This is a genomic window from Bacillus sp. TH50, from assembly GCF_016650565.1.
Classification (GTDB): domain Bacteria; phylum Bacillota; class Bacilli; order Bacillales; family Bacillaceae_G; genus Bacillus_A; species Bacillus_A mycoides.
Map to the genome: position 1 here is coordinate 1,626,816 of NZ_JAEKFM010000003.1, position 26,597 is coordinate 1,653,412.

30 protein-coding genes and 1 riboswitch are annotated in these 26,597 nt (G+C 36.6%); of the genes, 12 read left to right on the plus strand and 18 right to left on the minus strand.

The window, feature by feature from the left end:
- The first annotated feature begins 14 nt into the window (after positions 1 to 14).
- Positions 15 to 1,304 (plus strand): NCS2 family permease, encoded by a 1,290-nt coding sequence (locus JFU23_RS08345; RefSeq protein WP_002033892.1) that lies wholly within the window; start codon positions 15 to 17, stop codon positions 1,302 to 1,304.
- A gap of 33 nt (positions 1,305 to 1,337) precedes the next feature.
- On the opposite strand, the gene corA is transcribed toward JFU23_RS08345, so the two are convergent.
- The 9 genes from corA to spoIIM form a co-directional block, all read right to left on the minus strand.
- Complete coding sequence (gene corA, locus JFU23_RS08350) at positions 1,338 to 2,300, minus strand: magnesium/cobalt transporter CorA (protein WP_002067031.1); 963 nt, start codon at positions 2,298 to 2,300, stop codon at positions 1,338 to 1,340.
- Positions 2,301 to 2,509: 209 nt separating this feature from the next.
- Entirely contained in the window at positions 2,510 to 3,814 is a 1,305-nt protein-coding gene (locus JFU23_RS08355) for a pyrimidine-nucleoside phosphorylase (RefSeq protein ID WP_002067030.1), read from the minus strand.
- A gap of 7 nt (positions 3,815 to 3,821) precedes the next feature.
- Positions 3,822 to 4,643, minus strand: coding sequence for a purine-nucleoside phosphorylase (locus tag JFU23_RS08360; RefSeq protein ID WP_001078443.1), 822 nt, complete (start codon positions 4,641 to 4,643; stop codon positions 3,822 to 3,824).
- Between the two features lie 12 nt (positions 4,644 to 4,655).
- Positions 4,656 to 5,840 carry a phosphopentomutase gene (gene deoB, locus JFU23_RS08365; protein ID WP_201031731.1) on the minus strand — a complete coding sequence of 395 codons (1,185 nt, stop codon included), beginning with the start codon at positions 5,838 to 5,840 and terminating at the stop codon, positions 4,656 to 4,658.
- A gap of 364 nt (positions 5,841 to 6,204) precedes the next feature.
- Positions 6,205 to 6,933 carry a FixH family protein gene (locus tag JFU23_RS08370; protein WP_201031732.1) on the minus strand — a complete coding sequence of 243 codons (729 nt, stop codon included), beginning with the start codon at positions 6,931 to 6,933 and terminating at the stop codon, positions 6,205 to 6,207.
- Between the two features lie 143 nt (positions 6,934 to 7,076).
- Entirely contained in the window at positions 7,077 to 7,967 is an 891-nt protein-coding gene (gene xerD / locus JFU23_RS08375; protein ID WP_002067028.1) for a site-specific tyrosine recombinase XerD, read from the minus strand.
- Positions 7,968 to 7,973: 6 nt separating this feature from the next.
- Entirely contained in the window at positions 7,974 to 8,204 is a 231-nt protein-coding gene (locus JFU23_RS08380; protein WP_002088473.1) for a YqzK family protein, read from the minus strand.
- Positions 8,205 to 8,307: 103 nt separating this feature from the next.
- Positions 8,308 to 8,763 carry a ferric iron uptake transcriptional regulator gene (gene fur, locus JFU23_RS08385; protein WP_000392654.1) on the minus strand — a complete coding sequence of 152 codons (456 nt, stop codon included), beginning with the start codon at positions 8,761 to 8,763 and terminating at the stop codon, positions 8,308 to 8,310.
- Between the two features lie 106 nt (positions 8,764 to 8,869).
- Positions 8,870 to 9,517, minus strand: coding sequence for a stage II sporulation protein M (spoIIM, locus tag JFU23_RS08390; protein ID WP_002014939.1), 648 nt, complete (start codon positions 9,515 to 9,517; stop codon positions 8,870 to 8,872).
- 126 nt (positions 9,518 to 9,643) lie between these two features.
- On the opposite strand from spoIIM, the gene JFU23_RS08395 reads away from it, so the two are divergent.
- Positions 9,644 to 10,195: a GNAT family N-acetyltransferase gene (locus JFU23_RS08395; RefSeq protein WP_002033881.1), complete on the plus strand. Its 552-nt coding sequence runs from the start codon at positions 9,644 to 9,646 to the stop codon at positions 10,193 to 10,195.
- A gap of 24 nt (positions 10,196 to 10,219) precedes the next feature.
- Here the strand turns inward: JFU23_RS08395 and JFU23_RS08400 are convergent.
- A protein-coding gene (locus tag JFU23_RS08400; protein ID WP_374191746.1) for an IS1182 family transposase occupies positions 10,220 to 11,682 on the minus strand; the annotation gives its coding sequence in 2 pieces (ribosomal slippage) (positions 10,220 to 11,121 and positions 11,121 to 11,682; 1,464 coding nt in all).
- Positions 11,683 to 11,803: 121 nt separating this feature from the next.
- Positions 11,804 to 12,343 carry an NUDIX domain-containing protein gene (locus tag JFU23_RS08405; protein ID WP_201031733.1) on the minus strand — a complete coding sequence of 180 codons (540 nt, stop codon included), beginning with the start codon at positions 12,341 to 12,343 and terminating at the stop codon, positions 11,804 to 11,806.
- 74 nt (positions 12,344 to 12,417) lie between these two features.
- On the opposite strand from JFU23_RS08405, the gene mciZ reads away from it, so the two are divergent.
- Both mciZ and JFU23_RS08415 read left to right on the plus strand, forming a co-directional pair.
- Positions 12,418 to 12,546, plus strand: a complete 129-nt coding sequence (gene mciZ, locus JFU23_RS08410; RefSeq protein ID WP_000870295.1) for a Z-ring formation inhibitor MciZ — start codon at positions 12,418 to 12,420, stop codon at positions 12,544 to 12,546.
- Positions 12,547 to 12,599: 53 nt separating this feature from the next.
- On the plus strand, positions 12,600 to 13,514 hold the full coding sequence (locus tag JFU23_RS08415; protein ID WP_016096157.1) for an aldo/keto reductase: 915 nt from the start codon (positions 12,600 to 12,602) through the stop codon (positions 13,512 to 13,514).
- Positions 13,515 to 13,577: 63 nt separating this feature from the next.
- Here the strand turns inward: JFU23_RS08415 and JFU23_RS08420 are convergent, their stop codons facing one another.
- The 3 genes from JFU23_RS08420 to JFU23_RS08430 form a co-directional block, all read right to left on the minus strand.
- Complete coding sequence (locus JFU23_RS08420; protein ID WP_098167395.1) at positions 13,578 to 14,405, minus strand: aldo/keto reductase; 828 nt, start codon at positions 14,403 to 14,405, stop codon at positions 13,578 to 13,580.
- A 130-nt stretch (positions 14,406 to 14,535) separates the two neighbouring features.
- Complete coding sequence (locus tag JFU23_RS08425; protein ID WP_002138216.1) at positions 14,536 to 15,060, minus strand: GrpB family protein; 525 nt, start codon at positions 15,058 to 15,060, stop codon at positions 14,536 to 14,538.
- Between the two features lie 68 nt (positions 15,061 to 15,128).
- Positions 15,129 to 15,392 (minus strand): YqkE family protein, encoded by a 264-nt coding sequence (locus JFU23_RS08430; RefSeq protein ID WP_002014945.1) that lies wholly within the window; start codon positions 15,390 to 15,392, stop codon positions 15,129 to 15,131.
- A 201-nt stretch (positions 15,393 to 15,593) separates the two neighbouring features.
- Here JFU23_RS08430 and JFU23_RS08435 point away from each other — a divergent pair, with 201 nt between their 5' ends.
- The gene (locus JFU23_RS08435; protein WP_201031734.1) at positions 15,594 to 17,183 is read left to right on the plus strand and encodes a bifunctional metallophosphatase/5'-nucleotidase; all 1,590 of its coding nucleotides are present in this window, start codon (positions 15,594 to 15,596) and stop codon (positions 17,181 to 17,183) included.
- Positions 17,184 to 17,352: 169 nt separating this feature from the next.
- Positions 17,353 to 17,664 carry a ferritin-like domain-containing protein gene (locus JFU23_RS08440; protein ID WP_113937126.1) on the plus strand — a complete coding sequence of 104 codons (312 nt, stop codon included), beginning with the start codon at positions 17,353 to 17,355 and terminating at the stop codon, positions 17,662 to 17,664.
- A 49-nt stretch (positions 17,665 to 17,713) separates the two neighbouring features.
- Here the strand turns inward: JFU23_RS08440 and JFU23_RS08445 are convergent, their stop codons facing one another.
- Positions 17,714 to 18,190: a ribbon-helix-helix domain-containing protein gene (locus JFU23_RS08445; RefSeq protein ID WP_002014948.1), complete on the minus strand. Its 477-nt coding sequence runs from the start codon at positions 18,188 to 18,190 to the stop codon at positions 17,714 to 17,716.
- Positions 18,191 to 18,321: 131 nt separating this feature from the next.
- On the opposite strand from JFU23_RS08445, the gene JFU23_RS08450 reads away from it, so the two are divergent.
- Positions 18,322 to 19,320 (plus strand): alpha/beta fold hydrolase, encoded by a 999-nt coding sequence (locus JFU23_RS08450; RefSeq protein WP_201031735.1) that lies wholly within the window; start codon positions 18,322 to 18,324, stop codon positions 19,318 to 19,320.
- A gap of 119 nt (positions 19,321 to 19,439) precedes the next feature.
- A complete protein-coding gene (locus JFU23_RS08455; protein ID WP_002138221.1) occupies positions 19,440 to 20,759 on the plus strand; it encodes a Na+/H+ antiporter family protein in 1,320 nt (439 codons plus the stop codon).
- 25 nt (positions 20,760 to 20,784) lie between these two features.
- On the opposite strand, the gene JFU23_RS08460 is transcribed toward JFU23_RS08455, so the two are convergent.
- Positions 20,785 to 21,711 carry a LacI family DNA-binding transcriptional regulator gene (locus tag JFU23_RS08460; RefSeq protein ID WP_201031736.1) on the minus strand — a complete coding sequence of 309 codons (927 nt, stop codon included), beginning with the start codon at positions 21,709 to 21,711 and terminating at the stop codon, positions 20,785 to 20,787.
- 248 nt (positions 21,712 to 21,959) lie between these two features.
- Positions 21,960 to 22,454, minus strand: a complete 495-nt coding sequence (locus JFU23_RS08465; RefSeq protein WP_201031737.1) for a GNAT family N-acetyltransferase — start codon at positions 22,452 to 22,454, stop codon at positions 21,960 to 21,962.
- A gap of 82 nt (positions 22,455 to 22,536) precedes the next feature.
- Between JFU23_RS08465 and JFU23_RS08470 the strand changes: the two genes are divergently transcribed.
- Positions 22,537 to 23,460: an alpha/beta hydrolase gene (locus JFU23_RS08470; RefSeq protein WP_002014993.1), complete on the plus strand. Its 924-nt coding sequence runs from the start codon at positions 22,537 to 22,539 to the stop codon at positions 23,458 to 23,460.
- Between the two features lie 10 nt (positions 23,461 to 23,470).
- On the opposite strand, the gene JFU23_RS08475 is transcribed toward JFU23_RS08470, so the two are convergent.
- Positions 23,471 to 23,716 (minus strand): DUF2552 family protein, encoded by a 246-nt coding sequence (locus JFU23_RS08475; protein ID WP_002014992.1) that lies wholly within the window; start codon positions 23,714 to 23,716, stop codon positions 23,471 to 23,473.
- Positions 23,717 to 24,000: 284 nt separating this feature from the next.
- Between JFU23_RS08475 and JFU23_RS08480 the strand changes: the two genes are divergently transcribed.
- The 3 genes from JFU23_RS08480 to ribE all read left to right on the plus strand — a co-directional run bounded on the left by JFU23_RS08480 (position 24,001) and on the right by ribE (position 26,589).
- The gene (locus tag JFU23_RS08480) at positions 24,001 to 24,207 is read left to right on the plus strand and encodes a CDGSH iron-sulfur domain-containing protein (protein ID WP_001151582.1); all 207 of its coding nucleotides are present in this window, start codon (positions 24,001 to 24,003) and stop codon (positions 24,205 to 24,207) included.
- Between the two features lie 190 nt (positions 24,208 to 24,397).
- Positions 24,398 to 24,541: riboswitch (FMN riboswitch) on the plus strand.
- A gap of 309 nt (positions 24,542 to 24,850) precedes the next feature.
- On the plus strand, positions 24,851 to 25,963 hold the full coding sequence (gene ribD / locus JFU23_RS08485) for a bifunctional diaminohydroxyphosphoribosylaminopyrimidine deaminase/5-amino-6-(5-phosphoribosylamino)uracil reductase RibD (RefSeq protein WP_201031738.1): 1,113 nt from the start codon (positions 24,851 to 24,853) through the stop codon (positions 25,961 to 25,963).
- A complete protein-coding gene (gene ribE, locus JFU23_RS08490) occupies positions 25,945 to 26,589 on the plus strand; it encodes a riboflavin synthase (RefSeq protein ID WP_016100654.1) in 645 nt (214 codons plus the stop codon). Before ribD ends, ribE begins: the two co-directional genes overlap by 19 nt.
- Positions 26,590 to 26,597: the final 8 nt, after the last annotated feature.

A 26,597-nucleotide genomic window follows, 5' to 3' on the forward strand; every position in this document is an offset into this window, starting at 1 on the left:
AAAGAAGGTTTAACATGAAAGGAATACTTGAAAGAACATTTAAATTAGACTTACACCAAACATCACCAAAACAAGAAGTTTTAGCTGGAGTCACGTCATTTTTCACAATTGTTTATATTATGATTGTAAATGCGTCAATCTTATCAGATGCCGGCATTCCTCTTGAGGCAGGAATTTTGGCAACTGTTTTTAGTTCATTTGTCGGATGTCTACTCATGGCATTTTGGGCAAATGCACCTGCTATTCTTGTCCCTGGTATGGGTGTAAATGCATTCTTCACGTACACTGCTGTGCATACGCTCGGTTTAACTTGGCAAGAAGCATTGGCAGCTGTTTTTATCGCCGGTATTATTTTTGCAATTGCTGCTTTTACACCGATTGCTCGCGTGCTTTCGGTATCGATTCCAAAGTCATTAAAGGAAGCGATCACTGTCGGTATCGGGTTGTTTTTAGCTTTCATCGGCTTGCAAAAAGGTGGTTTAGTCGTTTCGCATCCTAATACTGCTGTTGCAATGGGAAAATTAAGTAGTCCTGTCGTTCTTGCCACACTACTTACTCTTATTGTCGCACTTGTACTATTTGCGCGTAACGTACGTGGAAGCTTTTTATGGACGATTGCAATTGGAACTGGTATTGCATGGCTGTTTGGTCTTGTTGATACGAGTCAAATGGGAAATAGTTCGTTTTCATTCGCTAATTATGGCGATGTGTTTGGAGCTATGTCATTTGGGAAACTTTCTTCCTTGCCATTTTGGATTGCAACATTCTCCTTAAGCATGGTGCTTATTTTTGAGAACATGGGACTTTTACATGGTTTATTAGAAGATGATCGTAAATTCCCACGTGCTTACCAAGCAAATGCAATTTCAGCAATGACATGTGGTCTATTTGGCACAAGCCCTACCGTTTCAACAGTAGAGAGTGCCGCAGGTATTACTGCAGGCGGAAAGACAGGTCTGACGTCTATCGTTACAGGGTTGTTATTCTTCGCATCACTGTTTGCGCTTCCGTTTGTCAAAATAATTCCTGACAGTGCCATTGCACCAATCTTAATTATTATTGGCGGGCTGATGATTACAAGCATTCAACAAATTCCTCTGAACGACTTTTCAGAAGGATTTCCAGCGTTTTTAATTATCGTTATGATCCCGCTCACATATAGTATCGCTGATGGCATTGCGTTCGGATTTATTGCTTATCCTATCTTGAAAGTTGCACTTGGAAAGCGTAAAGAAGTCGCACCGTCCATGTATATTATTACATGCTTATTCTTAGCCATGTTCGTATTACACGCTATTGGCTAAGAAAAAAACACCGAGGAAATCCTCGGTGTTTTTTTACTTAAACCAACCTTTTTTATAAAACCAAGCCATCATTCCGCCGCCAATTAATGCCATTAAAATTAAGCAAATAAAATAACTATACTTCCCGCCAAGCTCTGGCATATGTGCGAAGTTCATGCCGTATACCCCTGCAATAAATGTTAACGGCATGAAAATAGTCGAGAAAACAGTTAATGTTTTCATAATATTGTTCATATGGTGGGAATTCAACGAAAAGTAACTATCTCGAATATCTGCTGTTAATTCACGGCTCGCTTCAATCATCTCTGTCAGTTTAAGCAAATGATCATGTATATCTTTAAAATAAATTTCATGATCGCTTATACCGTAAAAACGTGTTGAATTTAATATACGATACAATAAATCACGCATCGGAATAATCGTACGCCTTAGCTTAGATAAATCTGCACGAATATCAAATACTTCTTCTAGCACACTTCCTGCTGTCTCACCCGTTAAATTATCATCAATTGCATTTAAATGGTCTTCGATGTAATAAACAGGTGCGAAATAATCATCTACAATTTGGTCAATAATTGTATGTGCTACATGCAAAGGACTCTTCTTAATACGTTTCTTTTCACCGAGCGTTTTCCATACTCTTTCAATCGCATTGTTATGAGAGAAATGGAAAGAGACTATATATCGATCACTAATAAATAAATCGATTTCATGCGGTTCTAATCCGTCTTCTCCGAATGCATGAAGAACTAAAAAGTTATATCCATCATAAAAATCTACCTTTGGTCTCTGTACATACTCTACACAATCTTCAATTGCAAGGGGATGGAACTTGAAGTGATCTTGTAAAATATATGTATACTCCTCTTTCGTTGGCTTATATAAATCAAGCCAATACCATATGATGTTCTCTTTTTTCGTTTCTTCTAGCGAAACATCATATAAAACTTCATTTTTTTTCGTTATTGCACAAATTCTAATCATAATTTCACCCATTACTATTATAAACAAAAAATAGTAAAAAAAGCCAAGGAGAAATCTCCTCAGCTTTTTTTATCCCGCTATTTGCGGGCAGTAAGACCCCTACCTCAAAATTCAGCGAAAGCAAAGAAGTTAGGTCTGGGTCGGGCTGCCCGTAAATGCCCGATTGGTGAAGGCTAATAATCAGTGGGGATAAAGCCCCCACTGATTAAAGTTTCACTTTATTACTTCGTTACAATACCGTGTACTAAAGTTGGTGCATCTACGTGATCTTTAGCGATTTTCATGTTCTCATAAATTTTCGCTTTTACGTCTTCAACATTTTCGCGGTTTGCGTAAATTGTAACAAGAGAGTCACCTTTTTTCACGCTATCGCCTACTTTTTTGCGAAGCATTAGACCAACTGCTAAATCAATTTCAGACTCTTTCGTTGCACGCCCTGCTCCTAAAAGCATTGCTGCTGTTCCGATTTCATCTGCAACGATTTCCGATACGTAACCGTCTTCTTTCGCTTCTACTTCAATTTTAAATTGTGCTTGTGGCAATTTAGAAGGATCATCAACAACAGATGCATCGCCGCCTTGTGCTGATAAGAACGTTTTAAATGATTCTAGCGCTTTACCATTGTTCATTACTTCAATTAACTTTTCACGTGCATCTTCTAAAGATGAAGCTTGTCCAGCAAGGTACACCATCTGACTTCCAAGTGTTAAACATAACTCTTCTAAATCTTTCGGTCCCTTACCTTGTAATGTATCAATTGCTTCTTGTACTTCTAATGCATTACCAATTGCTTCACCAAGCGGCTGACTCATATCAGAAATAACCGCCATCGTATTACGACCAACGTTATTACCGATGCGTACCATTGCTTCTGCTAAACGCTTTGCATCTTCATCCGTTTTCATAAACGCGCCTGCTCCAGTTTTTACATCAAGAACAATTGCATCTGCACCAGCAGCAATTTTCTTACTCATAATTGAGCTAGCGATAAGAGGAATTGAATTTACTGTTGCAGTTACATCACGAAGCGCATATAACTTTTTATCAGCAGGTGTTAAGTTTCCACTTTGACCAATAACAGCGATTTTATTTTCATTTACAAGACGCATGAATTCATCATTTTCAATTTCCACATGGAATCCTGGTACTGCTTCTAATTTATCAATTGTACCACCCGTATGTCCTAGACCTCGTCCAGACATTTTCGCAACTGGTACACCTAAAGCAGCTACTAATGGACCTAATACAAGTGTCGTTGTATCACCAACTCCACCCGTTGAATGCTTATCTACTTTTACCCCTTCAATGGCTGATAAGTCAATTGTATCACCGCTATTTACCATTGCCATCGTTAAATCTGCACGTTCTTGATCATTCATATCTTGGAAGAAAATTGCCATTGCAAGTGAACTCATTTGATAATCTGGAATACTACCATTTGTATATCCTTCAACGATAAAGTTAATTTCTTCTGTCGTTAATGCATGTCCATCACGTTTTTTTGCAATTAGGTCCACCATTCTCATTGTGAAGTCACCCCTTCATTTGTTTTACAATTGCTTTTACTAATGCTAAGAAATTAGCTTTAACACGTTCTGTCGTTTCAATTACTTCATCGTGGTGAAGTGGTTGATCTAAAATACCAGCTGCCATATTTGAAATACAAGAAATACCTAGTACTTTCATACCTGCATGACGAGCTACAATTACTTCCGGTACTGTTGACATACCAACTGCATCTCCGCCAAGTGTACGAAGCATACGAATTTCAGCAGGTGTTTCATATACAGGACCTGTCATTCCAACATATACACCTTCTTGTACTTTAATATTTAAATCTGCTGCAACTTGTTTCGCCATTTCGCGAAGTTCTGGCGTATATGATGTAGACATATCAGGGAAACGTACACCCATTTCAGAATCATTTGGTCCGATTAATGGGTTCGTACCCATGAAGTTAATATGGTCTGAAATTAACATAAGATCGCCTGGTTCAAATGATGTATTTACACCACCAGCTGCGTTCGTTACAACAACTGTTTCTACACCTAGTTCTTTCATAACACGAACTGGGAATGTTACTTTTTGCATATCGTATCCTTCGTAGAAATGGAAACGTCCTTGCATTGCTACTACTGTTACACCTTGAAGTGTACCGAATACAAGTTGACCTGCATGTCCTTCTACAGTTGAAACTGGGAATTCAGGGATTTCACTGTATGGTACTGTTACTGCGTTCTCGATTTCATCTGCTAATACACCTAGTCCAGATCCAAGGATTAGTCCTACTTGTGGTGTCTCTTGAAATTTCTCTTTTAAGTATGAAGCTGATTTTGTAATTAGTTCACGATTCATCTGTTTATCCCCCTATTTCTTTAGCTCGTTTAAGAAGCTTGTTCCATGTTCTGGCATTTTAACATTAAAGTTTTCTGCTACAGTTGCACCAATATCAGCAAATGTTTGACGAAGTGATAACTCTTGTCCGCCTTCTTTCATGCTTGGGCTATATGCTAATAACGGTACATATTCACGTGTATGATCAGTACCAGGATGTACTGGATCATTACCATGGTCTGCTGTAATTAATAATAGATCATCTTCTTTTAGTTTTTCGAATACTTCTGGAAGACGTGCGTCATATTCTTGCAATGCTTCTCCGTACCCTTGTGGGTCACGACGATGACCAAATAAGGCATCAAAGTCAACTAAGTTTAAGAAGCTAATACCTGTAAAGTCCATATTTAATGTATCTACAAGCTTGTCCATTCCATCCATATTTGATTTCGTACGAAGTGATTCAGTTACACCTTCTCCATCATAAATGTCAGCAATTTTACCAATAGCAATTACATCATAATCGCTATCTTTAAGTTCATTCATTACTGTGCGACCAAATGGTTTTAACGCATAGTCATGACGATTTGGTGTACGTGTGAAGTTTCCTGGCTCTCCAACGAACGGACGAGCAATAACACGCCCTACCATGTACTTCTCATCTAATGTTAATTCACGTGCGATTTTACAAATTTTATATAGCTCTTCAAGTGGTACTACTTCTTCATGAGCTGCGATCTGTAATACACTATCAGCAGAAGTGTAAACAATTAAAGAACCTGTTTCCATTTGTTCTTGACCAAGCTCAACAAGTACTTCAGTTCCAGAAGTTGGTTTATTACCGATAATTTTACGACCTGTCTTTTCTTCTAATTCATCAAGTAATTCTTTCGGGAATCCTTCAGGAAACACTTGGAATGGTGTATCAATGTAAAGGCCCATGATTTCCCAGTGACCTGTCATTGTATCTTTACCTGTAGATTTCTCTTGCATTTTTGTATAATATCCAAGCGGTTTCTCTACTTTAGAGATTCCTTTCATTTCACGAATATTACCAAGGCCTAATTTCACCATGTTTGGCATGTGTAATCCATTCATATGTTCAGCGATATGACCAATTGTATCAGAACCTAAATCACCAAACTGCTCAGCATCTGGTGCTTCACCGATTCCCACAGAGTCCATTACGACTAGGAAAATACGTTTATATTTATTCATAACTGCAACCTCCTATATGTTCAGTTCTACTTCTTGTAGTATGTTCAAAACGCTATAAAGTGAAACTGTTATCAATGGGAATTATCTCTCGTCCTCATTATTAAACAGTACTGCTTTAAATCATTCTCTAACTTTTTCGTTTTACTTTCAAACGAATAAAAAACATTTCTAGGTTTTTCCAAGTCAGATGTCAGACATCTGATATTGATATCATAACATGTTTACGCTTTCTTTTTAATACATTTTCGTAGAATTCCTCATTTTCTTTACCCTTCTATTGTAATCCATTCTGCAAAGAAGTGCTAATCATTTTATAACATATTTCCTAATATAAAAATAAAAAGCAGCTCTAAAGAGCTACTTTTTATTTTACTTCTACTGTTTCTTCTTTATGTTCATGTAGTTCACCTTTTTTAACATGAACTTTCACTTTGTAAGCACCATTCTCTTTGAAAGTATGTTTACTTTCATACTCCCCTTTATTCCCTTCTTTCGCCGGAATAAATTCGTGTTTTTCAACGCCGTCTTTCCAAATCTCAAGTTGTACTTCAGCACCAGTTAACGCTTCTTCTTTTTGTTTTAAATGGACTTTCATTGTTGATTCAGCATTTGCTTTAATATCACCAGCCATAAGATGTATCATCGTATCACTTTTATGATCCCCATGACCTTCTTCTTTTTTCGCATCTTCTACTTTTGCATTTCCTACAGCGACTTTTGTTTCTGGCATAACATGCATTTCACGTGCATTTGTATGAGGAATAATATGATATACTCCATCAGTTTCAAATGTTTTCTTTACTGCATAAACACCTTTTCCTTTATGCTTACCATCTAACATCTCGTGTTTCTCGTCGCCATCTTTCCAAATCTCAAACTTTACATCATCAGCATCCGTTACTCTTTCTTTTCCTTGTGTAACAAGTGCTTGTACTTCTGTTTTTTCACCAGGTTTAATTTCTTTCGGATTCGTTTGAACCGCTACTTTTATAGCTTCCAGTTTCTGTTCTTTTTTCGGTTCTTCTTTGTTTGTATTACAGCCAGCCAATGCTAGCATCGCGATAAATAAAGTCATAATAAGTTTTTTCATCATCATTTCCTCCTTCATACTTTATTTAGTATAGAGGAAATACATTGTAATATTCTAGTCTTCTGCTGAAAACAATGTACGAAATGTTTGTGAAGTTTCTGTGAAATGGTTCGCTCTTCTTAATCTATGAAAAAAGAGCATAGTGACTATGCTCTCGGGTGAAACTGTTTATATACATCTTTTAATCTAGTTTTTGAAACGTGCGTATAGATTTGCGTCGTTGAAATATCTGCATGTCCAAGCATTTCTTGTACAGCACGCAAATCTGCCCCGTTTTCTAATAGATGCGTAGCAAAAGAGTGACGCAACGTATGCGGTGTAAGCTCTTTTGCAATATTCGCTTCTTTCGCTAGCCGTTTTAAAATTTTCCAAAATCCCTGTCTCGATAATCGATTACCATGATGGTTTAAAAAGAGCGCATCTACTGCTTTTTTACCCATCAATTCTCTTCTTCCTTTTTCAATATACTTTTGAATCGCTTCTGTCGCTAAGCTTCCTAGTGGAATAATTCTTTCTTTGTTCCCTTTCCCGATACAGCGAACAAATCCCATCGTTAAGTGCACATCTTCTAAATTTAATGCAATTAATTCTGAAACACGAAGTCCTGTTGCATACAACAACTCTAACATTGCCTTATCACGAATCCCAAAAGCACTTGCCGTTTTCGGTGTTTGAAGCAATGCTTCCACTTCGTCGATTGATAATACTTTTGGTAATTTCCGTTCCCCTTGTGGCGTTTCAATATGTACCGATGGGTCATGCTCCACTGCTCGTTCACGAAGTAAAAATTGATGAAACGAACGAATCGATGCAATATGACGCGCCAATGTTTTTGAAGATTTCCCGTTTTCTTTTAAATGCTGCAAAAAGTTAACAATATGCAAGCGTGTCACTTCATGAAACGTCTTCGTTTGTTCTACATTTTGCAAATACTTCACATAGCTTTTTAAATCGCGTTCATAAGATACAACTGTATTTTTCGCTAAACCTTTTTCAACAATCATATAATGAATAAAATCTTTTAATTGATCTTCCAATCTACACTACTCCCCATTTTCATAGAAAAACATCATTCTATTTACGAAAGCATCCTTTTCCGGCTCCTCATTCCCTGATACTTTTTCTACAGTCTCTTCTTTTGGCTTTTCATAACGATGGTAACTTTCATATTCTTCATTTATCCATAGTATAGCGAAATAAAACAAAATCGTACAACTTGTAAATAATAAAAATACTTTCATCCCATCAAAAGTTAATTTTAAAGCTCGGCGCATTGTAAATTCCTCCAAAATATAAGTTATTACAACATATGCCAAGCTTTCACCAATTTATACCTTATTCAAATAAAAAACCTCTTCCTAGTTAAATAGGAAAAGGTTATTTTTCATCCGTTTCATTTTCTTGACAATTTTTACAAATCCCATGGAATGTTAAACGATGATCTTTCACCTTAAAGCTCCAGTCTCGTTCCACTTTATTCTCCACTTCACCAAGTAAATCTTCTTGTATTTCTTGTACAGCACCGCATTGTGTACAGATTAAATGATGATGGAAACGCTGTGCACCTTCTTGGCGTAAGTCATAACGCGAAACACCGTCTCCAAAGTTAATTTTATCGACAACTTTCAACTCAGACAATAACTCTAAAGTTCGATAAACGGTTGCTAATCCGATCTCTGGCGACTTTTCTTTTACAAGGAGGTATACATCTTCTGCGCTTAAATGATCTTCTTCATTTTCTAGCAGCACACGAACTGTTGCTTCACGTTGTGGTGTCAATTTATAGCTCGCTGCATGTAATTGCTTCTTAATTCGTTCAATTCTTTCTTCCATTCGGTACTACTCCCTCCTCGCCACTCTTACACCATTATATCAGAAGAAGGGCTCCTGTCAAAAGAAAAACAATGAAAACAAATTGATAATTATTCTCAAAAAATATTTATTGTTTGTTAATAGCCTCCACAACTTCTTTCATTAAAACTGGTGATGCATACACTTCGACACTGGAAGCAATAGCTAATACCGCTCCAATCACGAGAAAAAAGCATGTATAGCGAATTAATAACGGTAATAGTGGCTCAGTTATTTTCCGAATAAATTGATGCCTAATCATGCGTAAGGAAAAGCTTGCAGCAATTGTTGTCATTACGAGAAATACAGGAATTATAATTAAATTTTGTGGCAATACAGATACAAATGCTAATAATAGTCCATTCCATCCGTGCTGACTTACTAAAAAACCTACTGTAAATCCAACAACTACCCCTTTTAAAAATAGTAAGATAAAAATGAGCGGCAACCCAATAATTGAAATCCCCAAAATCCAAATAAAGCCGATATATTTTAATTGCGAAAAGTAACTTTCTCGAAACATTTCGCCTGCGACAGCAAATTCTCCTTTAGAAACTTGTCCAAAAAAACGCTGTAAATAAAATGATAAATCTTGCTTTTGGTTTATTTGTAAACTATTCACAAGAATCGCTCCAAATATTACTCCCATCAGTAATAAAACCGCATTAAATATATATAGTGAAGAATTTTCCTGTATGTGAGACATTACACGGTCTTGCCACGTTTTTCGCCACATTTTCCTTCCCTCCGTTCACACTCTTACTAAAAATGTATGAAAGAAAGAAAAAAAGTATGACGAATTAGCATTGAAATTCCGCTCTACTTTGCTAAACTAAAAAGTAGAGAATAGGAGGGATTTCTCTTGAAACCATTATTATTAGATTTTCCAACATTATTTCAAACTGAGCGCTTGCAAGTACGTAAGCCGTTTCCAGGTGATGGAACAGAGGTATATGAAGCAATCCAAGCTTCGCTAGAAGACTTATTACCATGGATGCCAATTACAGCTGAAACAGAAGAACGTGCTGAAGAAATTGTTCGCGAAGCTCACGGACAGTTTTTACTTCGTGAAACACTTGATTTCCACTTATACGATAAAGTATCTGGTACATTCATCGGAGCTATTACGCTCAAGCCTGAAAACTGGGATATTCCAAAGTTTTCACTTCACTTTTGGCTACATAGCGCTTATACAAAGCATGGCTATATGACAGAAGCCATTAAAGGTGCGATTCAATTTGCATTTGATAAACTAGGTGCTAGAAGAATTGAAATTCGTACTGATGCAACAAATATAAACGCATGTAACTTAGCAGAACGTCTAGAATTTATTTTAGAAGGTACAATGGAAAATGATTTCCTAGCACCCGATGGCAGCTTACGCGATGCACGTGTATATGCAAAAATCAACTAAAAACACTCGCCTTAGGCGAGTGTTTCAGAGTGTTGGGAAACCCTTTAGGGTTCCCAACACTCTGGAATCTTTTTTGATTTTAGCGAAAGAAAACAACAAAAAATAGTAGAATTTAGAAAAATAGCCCTCCACCAACCCCTTTTTGGTTAGATGGAGGGCTATTTTTTTCATGTTTTGACAAGCGGCGGTGAGGTAAGCCTGCATTTGGACAGATTTCAGCCCTCGAAACCGAGCATATCGATAGCCATGTAGTTCTTTTGCATCCGCAAAGCTTCGCTCTATAGTTGAACATCGTACTTTATACAACTTTTTCCCTGTAGCTGTTAGTTTGTTTTTTCTAGCGATATCTTTATATTTCTCCCATATATGATGGGTGATAACTTTTTGTTTTTGTTTCTTTGAAAAGCATACCTCACGTAGCGGACAAACAGCGCAGTCTTCTGGATTCGATTTATATTGACGATATCCTTCGCGATCCGTTGTCGCATATTCTAAAATACATCCCATCGGACAAGCAAATGCATTCATTTCTTCTGCATATTTAAATTGGCTTTTCGGTACTTCTTTATTTCTCTTTCCAAATCGGCGATACCCCATCACCATAAATATATTTCTTTCTGATAACTTCTTACAGATATATCCTGTAAAATAGCCTGCATCAAGAGCTACAGCTTCCACTTCAAATCCGAATTTATCAACTTGAGCTTGTAGACGTGCTAAATACGGCTCGGAATCTGCCATATTTCCAGCCGTTATATAGGTATCTGTAATAATATTGTACTTCGCATCAGTCGTACGATGATCTAAAAAATGAAAACCGTTCGGTTTTCCATCTCTCATTAAAAATCCACTATCTGGATCCGTTGTACTTATCCGAGTTTTTTTAGTAGGGGTATCACTTTCCTTTCTAGGTTTTAATTCTTTTTTCCGTGCGCCTCACGATCTTCGATTACCGCAGCTTCTAGTTCATCTATATAGAACTTTGCCTTTTCTTTTTTATATTTATGTACAAATTTATTTTTATTGGCATTGGCCTTAATGTGTGTGGAATCTGTCATCAACGCACGTCCTCCTACCATACGGCGCTCCGTCGCTTGTCTCACAATCTCATCAAAAATTTCTTCGAAAATATTTGTATGAACGAAACGAGTACGGCGATTACAACTGATTGTAGAATGATCTGGAATTGTATCTGATAGAGAGAACCCTAAAAACCAACGGTAGGCAATGTTCGTTTTAATCTCCTTTTCCAATTGACGCTCAGAACGAATACCATAAAAATATCCAATAAACATCATCTTAAATAAAACGATAGGATGGATTGACGGACGGCCATTGTTTTCACAATAATAAGGGCGTAACTTCTCCTCAATAAAATCAAAACTAATTGTCGCTTCAATCGCACGAAGGAAATGATCTTGTGGAACCAATTCTTCTACAGAAACAGATACACGCTCGTCGCGATGATTTTTTAAAGCACCCATCATAAGAAATCTCTCCTTTTCCTCTTTTTTATCAGTGTTGACACATAAAAAGAGGTTCAGACACAAAAATAGGCTGTGGAGAAGGCTTTCTCCACAGCCTGAAACACTCGCCTTAGGCGAGTGTTTATTTTTGTAATTGTAAATATTGTACTGCAAACATCGTCTTAGCATCATGTATGCGAAGGTCTTTCATAAGATCAATCGCTTCTTCTAATGACACTTCCATTAATTCCACAAATTCATCTTCATCTAAAGCTGCTTTATTTTCTTTTTGTTTTAATCCTGTCGCTTTATATACATATAAAATCTCATCTGCAAAACCAGGTGATGTATAGAAAGATGTAATAAGCTCCATATTTTCACATACATATCCTGTTTCTTCTTCTAATTCACGAACTGCTGTTACCTCTGCCTTTTCCCCAGGTTCTAACTTCCCAGCAGGAATTTCCACAATTGCCTTTTCGAGAGCTTTACGATACTGCTCAACGAGTACAATTTTCCCCTCATCAGTAATAGCAATAATAGCAACTGCCCCAGGGTGATTTACGATTTCACGTTTACTCATTTCTCCATTTGGTAATACTACATCATCAACACGAACTTTTATAACTCTACCATCAAAAATCGGTTCAGTTTTTACTGTTCTTTCTGCAAGATTACTCATACTACTTCATCTCCCTGTTCTATTTCCTAATCGTTCTTCATACATTTTACCACATTGAAAGGAGCGTGATAGAAATGAAAGTTTACATTTTACCAAATCGCGTCACTTTAGTCGGCAAAGCATGGCAAATTCGTCATAAGCTAAAACAATATGGCAAAGAGTATACAACTGTACAAGAGTGGATTACAGCAAATAAAAAGTAAACGTTTGTCAACCTCCTTCCCCTTTCGTACAATAAAGGTAAGGAGGTTGACCTATGAAAAAACGTCAATTAGGAAACTCAGATTTATATGTTACGGAAATTGGATTTGGCTGTATGTCTCTCGGTGCATCTGAGGCTGAAGCTATGCGTATTATCGATGAGGCAATCGATTTAGGAATTAATTTTTTTGATACAGCGGACTTATACGATTATGGATTAAATGAAGAATTTGTTGGAAAAGCTCTGAAAGGAAAACGCGACCAAATTGTTCTTACAACAAAGGTTGGAAATCGATGGACAGAAGAAAAAAACGGTTGGTCTTGGGATCCTTCTAAAGCTTATATAAAGACCGAAGTAAAAGAGAGTTTACGTAGACTTCAAACAGATTATATTGATTTATATCAACTGCATGGCGGGACGATTGAAGATCCTATAGATGAAACAGTTGAAGCCTTTGAAGAATTAAAAAAAGAAGGGATTATTCGTCATTATGGTATCTCTTCTATACGCCCAAATGTCATTCGTGAGTATGCAAAACGATCAAATATCGTTAGCATATTAATGGAATACAGCCTTTTAAATCGTCGCCCTGAAGAATGGTTCCCGTTTCTTAATGAACAGCAAATTAGCGTTATTGCTCGCGGACCACTTGCAAAAGGGATTTTAACTAACAATAATGCAAGAAAGATAGAAAGAGTAAAAGAAAAAGATTACCTCTCTTATTCTTACGATGAGTTATATTCGACACTCGCGAGTGTAAAAGAAATAATCGGAGAAAGCTCTTTAACAGGAACAGCTATTCAATATTGCTTACATAACGAAACTGTTGCAGCTGTTATACCTGGTGCAAGCTCTATTCAACAATTGCAAGAAAATATACAAGCTAGCCAACAGTTATCTTTAACAAAAGAAGAATATGTACAACTTCAAAAGATTGTTAAGTATGATTCATATGCTTTGCATCGCTAAAATATTGATACCGATAAAAGCAAAAGACTGCCCCCCCCCCCAACACTAGGCGGCAGTCTTTTTTTATAACGTATCATATTTATCAGGATTCGTTCCTACATGTAAATTACGATTTAACGTATTAATTTGATCCATCTCTTCTTCAGTTAATGAGAAATCAAAAATAGTAAAGTTCTCTTTAATACGAGATGGCGTAACAGATTTAGGAATAGTCACAATCCCACTTTGAATATCCCACCTTAATATAACTTGTGCAGGTGACTTTTCATATTTTTTAGAAATAGCCTGAATAATTGGATGCTGGAATACTTCGCCGCCTCTCATTAAAGGACTCCATGCTTCCATTTGAATTTGCTCACCTTGACAGAAATCACGCAATTCAAATTGCGCTAGCATTGGATGAAGTTCAACTTGGTTTACCATCGGCTTCACTTTGCAATTTGGTAATAACAGTTCTAAATGATGTTTATGAAAATTAGAAACACCAATGGCACGCACTTTACCTTCTTCATATAGCTTTTCTAGAGCACGGTACGTATCAACATACTTCCCTCTTATCGGCCAATGGATTAAATATAAATCTACATAGTCCATTTGTAATTTCTTTAAACTTTTTTCAAACGCCTCGAGCGTCTCCTCGTACCCTTGATCATCGTTCCAAACTTTTGTTGTAATAAACAAGTCTTCTCGCGAAATTCCAGATTCACGAACCGCTTCTCCGACACCGCTTTCATTTTCATATACAGTTGCTGTATCAATCGAACGGTATCCAACTTCTAACGCTGTTTTTACTGCTTGTTTAACTTCGTCGCCTTCTTTAGCTTTATAAACGCCTAGACCAATCATCGGCATTTTCACGCCATTATGAAGTGTAGTTGTTGGAATATGCATACTCGTTCTCCCTTTCAATGTTACATTTTTTATAAACCACCACTTTATTTCAACAAGATTTATTCAAAATGTCAAAACATACGTACAGTTTACATAATAATTTTATACCCCTTTAGAAAATAACATGAACTCAGTCGTTCACGTTACTTTCTATCCATTTCTTCGCTTTTTCATCAACATTACGTACAAATTCATTTTTTCCTTCTGTATACAACGTGCCATCATATGTATATTTTTCAGCTAGTTCTTTCTTTAAAGTCGCATACGCTTCTGCTTCTTCACAATGAGCCATCATATAATCACGAAATGCTAAATGCCTTACTATCTCAGGATTTCCTTTTTCAAATACGTGTAAGTGATACGAGCGTTTTTCCTCAGTCCCATGAATAAAATAACGACGTCTTGAAATACCATTTTCCCCTTTTACGATGTAACCAAGCTCTTTAAAACGTTCATTCCAATGATCTACTCTGTCGATACTCTCTACTTCCATAATCATATCTATAATTGGTTTAGCTGCCAGTCCTGGCACTGACGTACTTCCAATATGATGGACTTTCACCATTTCTGGCATCGCCGATTTTAATCTTTCGGCTTCCATTTGGAATTTCTCACTCCAATGATTTTCATACGGAACGACTACAATTTCCCTCATTCTAACTCCCCTTTTCTTACAAACTCGTCAAAAAAATGATCAGCGGCATTTCACTGATCATTTTTTTATTATTTAAAGTCTTTCCAAGTAAGGCTACTTTCACTTAACAGTTCTTCAAATGATTTATTCTTTTCACGTTCTTTTTGTTCCTTACGCTTTCTTTCTTGTTCTGCTGCCTCTTTTTTCTCTTCTCTCACTTGCAACTCTTTTTTCTTATTCTTTAATTGTTGCATTAACGAATCGTTCAATTGATCACCTAGTGTAAGTGATTCTTTCTCTGGTTGATTCATTTGAGAGTGTCTTTGTGTTTGTCTTTGCTTCTTTTTCTTCATACTATTCACCTTTTACTTTTTTCTCCATTATAGAGGATACATGGCGAAATCGACAATAAAAAAGGTTCCCTACTCTATTATTTATCTTTTGTAAATATGTTAATTTTTCGAAAAAACTAAATTTTTATATAGATATAATCCTAGTAATCTATTAAAATTATGTCGTATGATGTCAGATTATAAAAAAAGGAGAAATTAATTATGTGGAAAAAAATTATTCCTGCTGTTGCTGTTTTAAGTACTATTACTTTTTCAAGCGTATTCGCCGCTCCTCCATCTCAGACTCCTGCCGAACAAAACCGATACATAGACGTACAAATGCTTGGTATTAATGATTTACATGGTCAACTAGATACTGTAAAAAAAGTTAACAATAAAGAAGCTGGTGGCGCTGATTATTTAGCTACTTATTTAAAAGAACGCAAAAAACAAAACCCTAATACACTTCTCGTACATGCCGGTGATATTGTCGGAGCCAGCCCACCAGTTTCCGCATTATTACAAGACGAACCAACAATTGAATTTTTAAATGACTTAAAGTTTGATGTTGGTACAATCGGAAACCATGAATTTGATGAAGGTATCGATGAAATGAAACGCCTCATTTACGGTGGATATCACGAAAAAACAGGAAATTTCAAAGGAGCAAACTTCCCTTATGTCGCTGCAAACTTCTATAATAAATCAACTGGCCGCTTATTTTTACCACCATTCACTGTAAAAATAGTTGACGGAGTTCCTGTAGGGTTCATTGGAGTTGTTACAACGGATACACCGAATGTCGTTATGCCTACTATGCTAAAGAATGTACAAATTACTGATGAAGTAGAGGCTATTAATAAATCCACACAACAATTAAAGCGTCTCGGCGTTAAATCTATCGTAGTCCTTGCACATGTCGGCGGAACAACTGATGAGTCTGGTGTAACAAATGGAGACCTCACTCGAATTGCAAATGAAACAGATCCAGAAGTCGATGTTATTTTCGGCGGACATAGTCATACGTATGTAAATGGTACTGTAAATAATAAACTTATCGTGCAAGCGAATTCTTACGGAATGGCTTTTTCGGACGTAGATGTAACAATTGATAGAAAAACAAAAGATATTGTGAAGAAAAAAGCTGAAGTTATTACAACGTACCATGAAGGTGTAGAGCCTGATAAACAAGTAAAACAAAAGTTAGATCAATATAAAGAAAAAATCGCACCTCTTGTAAATGAAGTAGTCGGAAAATCTACAGCACCTATCGACCGTAAACAAAACGATGCTGGTGAATCTACACTTGGAAATTTAGTTGCGGATGCCCAGCGCCAAATAATGCAAACACAAATCGCTCTTATGAATCCTGGTGGAATTCGTAATGATCTAGACGCTGGAGATATTACATGGGGCGAATTATACGGCATTCAGCCTTTCGGAAACCAATTAATTAAAGTAGATCTAACAGGTCAAGATATTCGTGATATATTAAATCAACAATGGCAAAAAGGAGCAACGAGAATGCTTCAAATTTCAGGTATTCAATACACTTGGGATGCAAACAAACCAAATAACGAAAAGGTTACGAATATCCGTTTAACAAATGGTGAAGAATTAGTTCCCTCTAAAACGTATAGCGTAGTTGCAAATGCTTTCCTAGCTTCTGGCGGTGATGGATTCGTATCCTTTAAAAATGGAAAAAATGCTGAAACTGGTCCAAACGATTTTGAAGCATTAGTCGATTATGTAAAACAAGTGACAGAACCAATTCAGCCGATTATTGATGGACGTATTCAAAAAAACAATTAAATACTATTCAAACTAGTGCGTGACACTCGAAAGAAGAAGCTCCTTTTATATGCAAGGAGCTTCTTCTTTTAGAGTCATACGTATTGTCATTTTTCTAGTGCAGTAAAGGATACGCACATAGCCCCTTGTTTCTTCGTAGTATATAGAAAACTATAATGGGAAGATTTGTATGTATTTCTATCAAACAATGACGATACATTGTATCGACAAACACATTCGTAGTATTGAGAAAGCAATTAATGGAGAATATAGCGCCATTCATTTTTATGCTAGATTAGCTACTTTAGCTCCAGACATAAATGAACGAACTCAAATCCTTGAAATTCGGCAAGATGAGCAACGAACAGTTGATTTTTACTTAGAAATTGCTGACGGAACGACAAATCAACAAGTGAAAGAAACATTTCAGCGCGCAGCAGCTGATGAACAAAATCATGCCGTTTGGTTCCTATATTACTTTTCGAAACAAAACAAAAAATGAAATAAAAGAAAGGATACACGCTCTTATATGGAACATAGTATCCTTTCTTTTATTTCTCTGGATACGTTTCATGATTAACATCATACCGTTGCAAAAACTCCTGTAGTGCTTCTTCTACAATTTTAGACTTTTGAATCCCTTTTGATTCCGATATAACATCTAGTCTTGCTAATACTTCTATATTAATCGAAAAGGTTCGTTTCTTTTTCTCTGTGCTCTTACTTATAATTTGAACACTTACTTCTTCTCTTTTTCTTAGCAATTCATAAATGCTTTGTAATTGTTCATAAATTAGTAATTGATAGTCTGTTTTTGCATATTGAAGGGCAGTAGCTTCTTGTATTTGCAAATGACGTGGCTCTTCGCCATCACCTATAAAGATACGTTTTTTCTGCTCTCCATCATATTCATATCCAATCACCCTTAATTTCTTTGATAATGTATATGGGCTCATTTCAAGCCGTTTCGCTATAATAGCGATTGATTCGCGTCTATTTAAAGAATCAATAATTTCTCCAATCGTCATATTCTCCCTCCTCTCTTAATCGCCTAAACTTGAAATCAAACCAGTATGTTATGATACAATGATTTTCTAGTAGTATATGCAAAAGAAAGAGCCTGTGCGATTCATACCATTTAAGAAAAGGAGGTTTACATATGCTTTTTCGTAGCCACACCCCTCAGTTTTACAATGAAAAGAAGCAACTAATCCCTAACAGTATCGCTACGATAGAAAGCGTTATGATTAATGACCGGAAACAATCTCTCCTTATACGCGGCCAAAACGTGGAACAGCCTATTTTATTATGCTGTCACGGCGGCCCTGGTATGGCACAAATCGGCTTTATTCGCCATTTTCAAAAAGAGTTAGAAAAGCACTTTATCGTTATTAATTGGGATCAGCGAGGGGCAGGTAAATCCTTTTTATGGCGGGACATCCAAACAAATCTTACGATTAATCAATTTTTTTCAGATGCAAAAAAGGTTATTCAATATCTTCTCAAACGCTTTAATAAGCAAAAACTATTTCTCGCAGGTCATTCTTGGGGAAGTATTATCGGACTACAAATCGCTAATCAATGTCCCGAATATATAGAAGCATACATCGGCATCGGTCAAATCGTACATATGAAGCAAAATGAAGAATTACTATATCAACATTTAATTAGCTCTGCCAAAAAACATGACCATAAAAAGGCATTAGCTTCTCTTTTAAAATTAGGGAAACCACCCTTTTTAGATACGAGACGCCTCATTATTCAAAGAAAGTGGCTTGGTACATTCGGAGGAGCAATCCAAAATGGATCTTCCTTTTCTTTCATACGAAAAGGCTTCTTTTCTCCTGAATATACGCTATTAGATTGGTTCAAATTTCTCGCAGGAAATTTAAAATCCGGAGTTTTATGGGAAGAGATGCTGACAATCGATTTCTTTTCATCTATTTCAAGTTTATCTGTTCCTGTTTATTTTTGTTCTGGTCGCTATGATTATCAAACTCCTTATGCACTCGTTCAACAATATTGCGATATCATTCAAGCTCCTATTAAAAAGATGATTTGGTTTCCAAACTCGGCACATTCTCCAGATTTAGAAGAGCCTGAGTTATTCGCTAAATATTTACAATCAATTAAACAAGAACTATCTTTTCAACATTAATAACAAAAGGCGCTTTTACATTTCATAGAAAACATTTTATAATGATATGTCGCAAGTATATGTCACTACAAACACTTGCTTGCCTTAACAGAATAAAAATTAGGGAGATTACATTTATTATGAACGCTGTACTCATCGCAGTAGCAGTCATGCTACTGCTTAGTTTGTTACGTGTCCAAGTCATTGTCGCCATTATCGTTGGAGCTTTAACAGGCGGCCTTATCGGCGGACTCGGTATTTCAGAAACAATTAGTACTTTTACAGCCGGTCTTGGGAACAGTGCTCCTATCGCATTAAGCTACGCAATGCTCGGTGGATTTGCTATTTCCCTTTCAAAAACAGGACTTCCTGATGCAATGATCCAATCAGCTTTAAAATGGATCGGCAACGAACAAGACACGAAAAAACAAGTCTATTCTAAAATACTTATATTATTTATCATTTTAACAATGGCTTGTTTCTCACAAAATATTATCCCTGTTCATATCGCTTTCATCCCAATCTTAATTCCAGCACTTTTAAAAGTATTAAATGAGCTGAGGGTGGATCGTAGGCTTGTAACATGTCTTATTACATTTGGGTTAATTACCCCTTACATGTGGGTTCCAGCAGGGTTCGGAAAAATTTTTCATGACGTATTGCAAACAAATGCTGCGCAAAGCGGTCTTACATTTGATGTCGCACTTATTCCAAAAGCGATGACTATTCCAGCAATCGGTATGATTATCGGATTATGTGTAGCGGTTTTCATTACATACAGAAAACCACGTACATATGAAACAGAACAAATTCATGCTGCACAGAATGAAATCGTTCCCTATACGAAAAGAAGCATTACTTTGGGTTTATTATCAATACTCGCTACATTAACTGTGCAATTAGCAACAGAATCAATGATTTTTGGTGCTTTAGCAGGTATTATCGTCTTATCAGTTAGCGGTAGCCTCCCTCTTAAAGAAGCCGATGCTATTTTAACGAGTGGAATGCGTATGATGTCCTTTATCGGATTTGTTATGATTTCTGCCGCAGGATTTGGCGCTGTTCTTCGAAAAACTGGACATGTTGAATCGCTTGTGCAAACGAGTGCACATATAATCGGAAATAATAAACCGCTTGCTGCATTTCTTATGCTCATTATTGGACTTCTCGTTACGATGGGAATTGGCTCTTCCTTTTCAACCATCCCAATCTTAACAACAATTTTCGTACCGTTATGCGTCCAGCTCGGATTTAGTCCCATGGCTACAATCGCAATTATCGGTACAGCTGGTGCACTTGGTGATGCAGGTTCTCCAGCATCTGATAGTACACTTGGACCAACGTCTGGTTTAAATGCTGATGGTCAGCACCATCATATATGGGATACATGTGTCCCAACATTTCTACACTATAATATACCGTTACTTATATTCGGCTTTATTGCCGCAATTACACTATAAAAGGTGCGTTTTAAAAACGCACCTTTTACTTTGTTGTTTCTCTCTCAATGCACCTAAATTCTGTTTCCACTTCTTCTTGTCGCACTTGTTTCTTCTTTATTTTTCCTATTAACTGTTGAAAAGCTATTTCCCCATTTTCTTCGATATAACTTCCAATCGTCGTTAATGATGGACTTATCCATTCACCCTCTACACTCCCGTTAAATCCAATGATTTGTAACTTACCTGGTATATGAATATTAAGAGTTTTCGCCGCCCTGATTAGCTCAATAGCGACCTTATCACTTGAAGCTACAACCCCATCTATGTATGGATGCTTTTGTAACAATTCAAGAAACTGTTGATTCGTATACCCTTGTACAATTTCCTCTCGATAAGAAAGTCCTTCTTTCCAAGCAGTATCTAGAAATCCTGCCACATGCTCTTCCATTTCTTCACTCTCTACTCCCTCACCGATATAAGCAAGAAACTGGCAGCCTTTCTCTTTTAATAAAGAAACAACTTTCTGTCCACTTTCATAATAGCTCATAAGAGATTGTCGTTCTTCAAGCACAGCGAAAGGAAGTGAGATTTCTCCTATACTTCGAAAAACAGATTTCGTCATTATAACGCCTGCAATGTTATTTTGTTCCAACATATCTATGTATCTATTCTTATTTTCTATATTACAAACTATTACTTGATACCCTTCTTTGTATGCTATTTCCTCAACGAAACGGAGCAAAGTGATGTATGATGGATTATGCAAATTATCTACAAGTAATGCAATCACCGTTGAAGGCTGTTTAAATAAAGGCTTTGCTGTAGCATTCGGTCTATAATGTAATTCTTCAATTGCTTTTTTTACTTGTTTCACCGTATCTTCATGGACATATCCTTTTTCGTTAATGACTCTTGAAACGGTTGCGACTGAAACACCGGCCAATTTTGCAACATCACGTATAGTTGCCACATCGTCACCCCTTAATATGGTAATAGATTACAATTTTAAATTAAACCAAAATATAACATTCGTCAAGGTTATTGTTTTATATTTCTGAAAATTGTTACACAATTTCCACTCTACTCATAAAGTGAAACTTTAATCAGTGGGGGTTTTGTTCATCCCCCACTGATTATTAGTTGAACCAATCGGGCGTTTACGGGCAGTGGATCTCCCACCTAACTTCTTTGCTCCAACTGAATTTTGAGGTGGGAGTTTTACTGCCCGTTAATGCGGGAGAAAATATACTCCAGCTGAATTTCATGTGAAATCGCGATATTATCATAACCAATAAACGGAATTTCTTTCTTTATTTTTCGTGCTTCCTTTACCGCATCAATATACAAGTTCGTCATCATGAAGTTACGTTTTTGATAAAAACGAAGTGCGTTCATATTATCATTCGTCGTAATAAGCCACACTTTTTTACATTCGTTCTCTTTTGCCACTCGCAATACACAATCCACCAGTTTTGTACCAATCCCCTTCCCTTCCTCAAAACTATTTAACGATACAATTTCACACATGTTTTCTATCACTTTATATGTTATAATTCCCACTATTCTGTTATTTCTAAGTGCAATAAAACCAGGTAATTCTTCTAATTGATGTACTCTGCCTCGCGAGACCATCATTGAGCTTCCCCAGTTTTCACACATAAAATCCTGAATTGCTTCTTTCATTTCTGGTGTGATTTTTTGTATATGAACCATACACGATTTCTCCCCTTTTCACATCATTGTGATACAATGTTAGTGTATCACATGTAGAGGTATTTGGAGGATGAGGTAAAGTATGAAACGTTTTTTTACAGCATTGTTTACTATACTAGGTGCACTAACTGCGATTGGGATTTTCTTTACAAATAAAGTTATGTACTTGAAGAAAAAAACAGAGGAAGAAGTTTTAGAACGCGAAACGAAAAAGCATTTTCATTTGGACGATTTTAAGGCTATTCAAAAAGAAGAGGTTCACATCCCTTCTCAATTCGGATACGAACTTCACGGATATTACATGCCAGCTGGTCATTCCAATAAATTTATGATTTTTTGCCACGGTGTGACTGTAAATAAAATGAATTCCGTTAAATATGCAAACTTATTTTTAAATAGAGGATATAACGTATTTATTTATGATCATCGCCGTCATGGTAAAACCGGTGGTAAAACAACAAGTTATGGCTATTATGAAAAACATGATTTAAAGTCAGTAGTTGACTGGCTAAAAGATCGTTTCGGAACGAATATTACACTCGGAATTCATGGTGAATCTATGGGTGCTGCAACTCTTCTTCAATATGCAGGACTTGTAGAAGATGGTGCTGATTTTTATATTGCTGATTGTCCTTTCTCTGATTTTTATGGACAGTTACAACATCGTTTGAAAGTTGAGTTTCATTTGCCAAAATGGCCTTTATTACCTTTAGCAAATGCCTTTTTAAAAGTTCGTGATGGCTATACAATTCGTGAAGTTTCACCAATTGATTGTATAAAAAATATTAACAATCCGGTTCTCTTTATTCATAGTAAAGATGATGACTATATTTTATCTGATATGACGAAATCACTTTATGAAGCGAAAGAAAATAATAAACAGCTTTATATTGCAGAACATGGTGCACACGCTTGCTCTTATAATGAAAATAAAGAAGAGTACGAAGATGCCATCGATCAATTTTTAAACACATATGTAAAAGAAACAAAAAACAGGCTTGCATAAGCCTGTTTTTTTACTGCGCTAAAACGTCTGTAACTTGTTCCATATTTTCAGAAATCCACTTTACTGCCTCGTCTAGCGTTGGGAATTCCGTCGTTTGAAAAGTTACCTCATCTTGAAGTAACCAAACATCTTTCGGTTCTTGTCCTACACCTGCGATTGACCAATGAAGTAAACTATATGGATGATTATCATTCAAAAATGATGCCCATGTGCGCTCATTTGCAATATTTTGTAGTGTGTGTAATTTTTTATCCATCTTTCGTCACCTTACTCTAGTCAGTTATAAAAACTATTATAACACTCTCTTCTCTCTCAAACAAAGTGCTCTTTTTATCCCGCTATTTGCGGGCAGTAAGACTCCCACCTCAAAATTCAGCTTAGGCAAAGAAGTAAGGTGGGAGATTAACTGCCCGTAAACGCCCGATTGGTTGAACTAATAATCAGTGGGGATGCCCCCACTGATTAAAGTTTCACTTTATATTGTCAAGTACTCTCCCTAATTATATGATGAGAGTAAGCGTTTGGAAAGGAGGGATAACGTTGGCAAAAGTACAAATTAAAGTGAATGATAATGGCTCTTTTCGCGTTACAGGGGACGTGGAATTAGTTGACTCACAAGGGAATGTATTCCCAGCAAAACCAGCATTTTCTTTATGTCGTTGTGGTTTATCAAAAAACATGCCTTATTGCGATGCTTCGCATAAAGGAAAATTCGAGTCTGTTGTTAGAGCACCAGAGGCAGAATAAATATTTAAAGAGCATGCACATTTATTTGTGTATGTTTTTTCTTTTGATCAAAGCCTATACAGCCCTTCCCCTTTCAACATTTCTATTACTTTCGTCCCCATTCAAATCGGCATATATTTTCAAACAATTCTTCACATTCGAACATTTTTTACTATGCTTTTTTCTTTTTTGTGCTATAATGTGAGCAAACAACATCCTTCGGGGTCGGGTGAAATTCCCAACCGGCGGTGATGAAGCGATAGCTTCTAAGTCCGTGACCCGTTTTCAACGCGAAAACGGTGGATCTAGTGAAACTCTAGGGCCGACAGTATAGTCTGGATGGGAGAAGGATATGTTTTCTAGTAATTTTATATAGCGAATACACTTTTATTTCAGTATGCATATTTTTAAAGTTTCATTTTGAATCTTTATATATGTTTTATTTTGTATACTTATGTTTCTATACTGAAATAAAAAGATACGACTAGCGTTGAAAGAATTTGATATTTTGCTAGGTTTTTTCCTTATGCCAAAATATCAGTCATCGTTAGGTTTCTTTCCTATACTTTCGTATTCGAACTATATTTCTAGAAATCACGTCTCCCAAACCCCAAGGATATAAAATCCTTGGGGTTTTTTGATTTTTTCAGGAGAGGTGAAAAGAATGACAGATCAAGAATATATGAGGATTGCCTTGCAGTTAGCACAAGGAACATCGGGACAAACAAGCCCAAATCCTATGGTTGGTGCCGTTGTTGTTAAAGATGGGGAAATTGTTGGAATGGGTGCCCACATGCGTGCTGGTGAAGAACATGCTGAAGTTCATGCTCTTCACATGGCTGGTGAAAGAGCAAAAGACGCTACCGTTTATGTAACACTTGAACCGTGTAGCCATTTTGGAAAAACACCCCCTTGCTGTGAATTACTCATTGAAAAAGGAGTTCAGCGTGTTGTAATTGCTACTCTTGATTGCAATCCCCTCGTTTCCGGAAATGGAAAAAGGAGATTAGAAGAAGTTGGAATCGAGGTAACTACTGGTGTTCTTGAGGCGGAAGCCACTTTATTAAATCGATACTTTTTTCACTATATGAAAAAGAAACGTCCCTTTGTAACAATAAAAACAGCAATGAGCTTAGATGGAAAAACAGCAACTGTAACCGGTGAAAGTAAGTGGATTACAGGCGAAGAAGCACGCGCTGACGTTCACCAATATCGTCATATACATGATGCTATCCTAGTCGGTGTGAATACAGTTCTAACTGATAATCCACACTTAACAACACGAATTCCAAACGGAGGTAAACATCCTATACGCGTTATTTTAGATACCCACTTACGAACGCCGCCATCTTCTCATGTCATAACAGATGGCTTAACTCCGACATGGATTATTGTCGGTAAGGATGTAAACAAAGAGAAAATAGCGTCTTATGAATCTAACAATATAGCTGTATTCCAAATGAAAACACAACAAATTGAAATACAAGATGTCCTATCCCTGCTCGGTGAGAAACAAATTCTTTCTCTGTTCGTTGAAGGTGGTCAAACGGTGCATGCAAACTTCTTAAAAACAAATAGTTTTAATGAAATCGTGACCTATATAAGCCCGAAATTAATTGGTGGAAAAGATGCACCCACCTTATTTGGCGGAGCTGGTTTTTCGAAGGTACAAGATGCACTTTCCTTAACAATTCAAGAGATGAAACAAATCGGTAATGATATAAAAATTGTTGCAACCTTAAAAAGCGAGGTGACGGAATGTTTACAGGAATCGTAGAAGAGTTAGGAACGATATCAAGCATGACTCAAAGTGGTGAAGCAATGAAGCTAACTATTAGCGCAAAGCAAATTTTATCGGATGTCAAATTAGGTGATAGTATCGCAGTTAACGGCATTTGCTTAACAGTAACTACTTTTACGACTACTTCATTCACTGTCGACGCAATGCCTGAAACAATGAAAGCAACATCACTTCGTATGCTAAAGCCAAGTGCCAAAGTGAATTTAGAACGGGCGATGGCTGCAAACGGACGATTCGGTGGACATTTCGTCACCGGACATATCGATGGCATCGGTACGATTTTAACTAAAAAACAACATTACAATGCCATCTATTACAAAATAGCAATTTCTGATGAATTACTACGCTATTGTTTGCATAAAGGATCCGTTGCTGTTGATGGCACTAGCTTAACAATATTTGATATAGACGAATCTTCAATTACAATTTCACTCATCCCTCACACAGTAAGCGAGTCTATAATCGGAGAAAAAAAAGCCGGGGACATCGTAAACATTGAGTGTGACATGATTGGAAAATATATTGAACGCTTTATTTCAAAGCCAGTAAAAAGAACGGGGTCAATGACCGAAAACTTTTTACAAGAAAACGGATTTCTATAAGGGGGAAG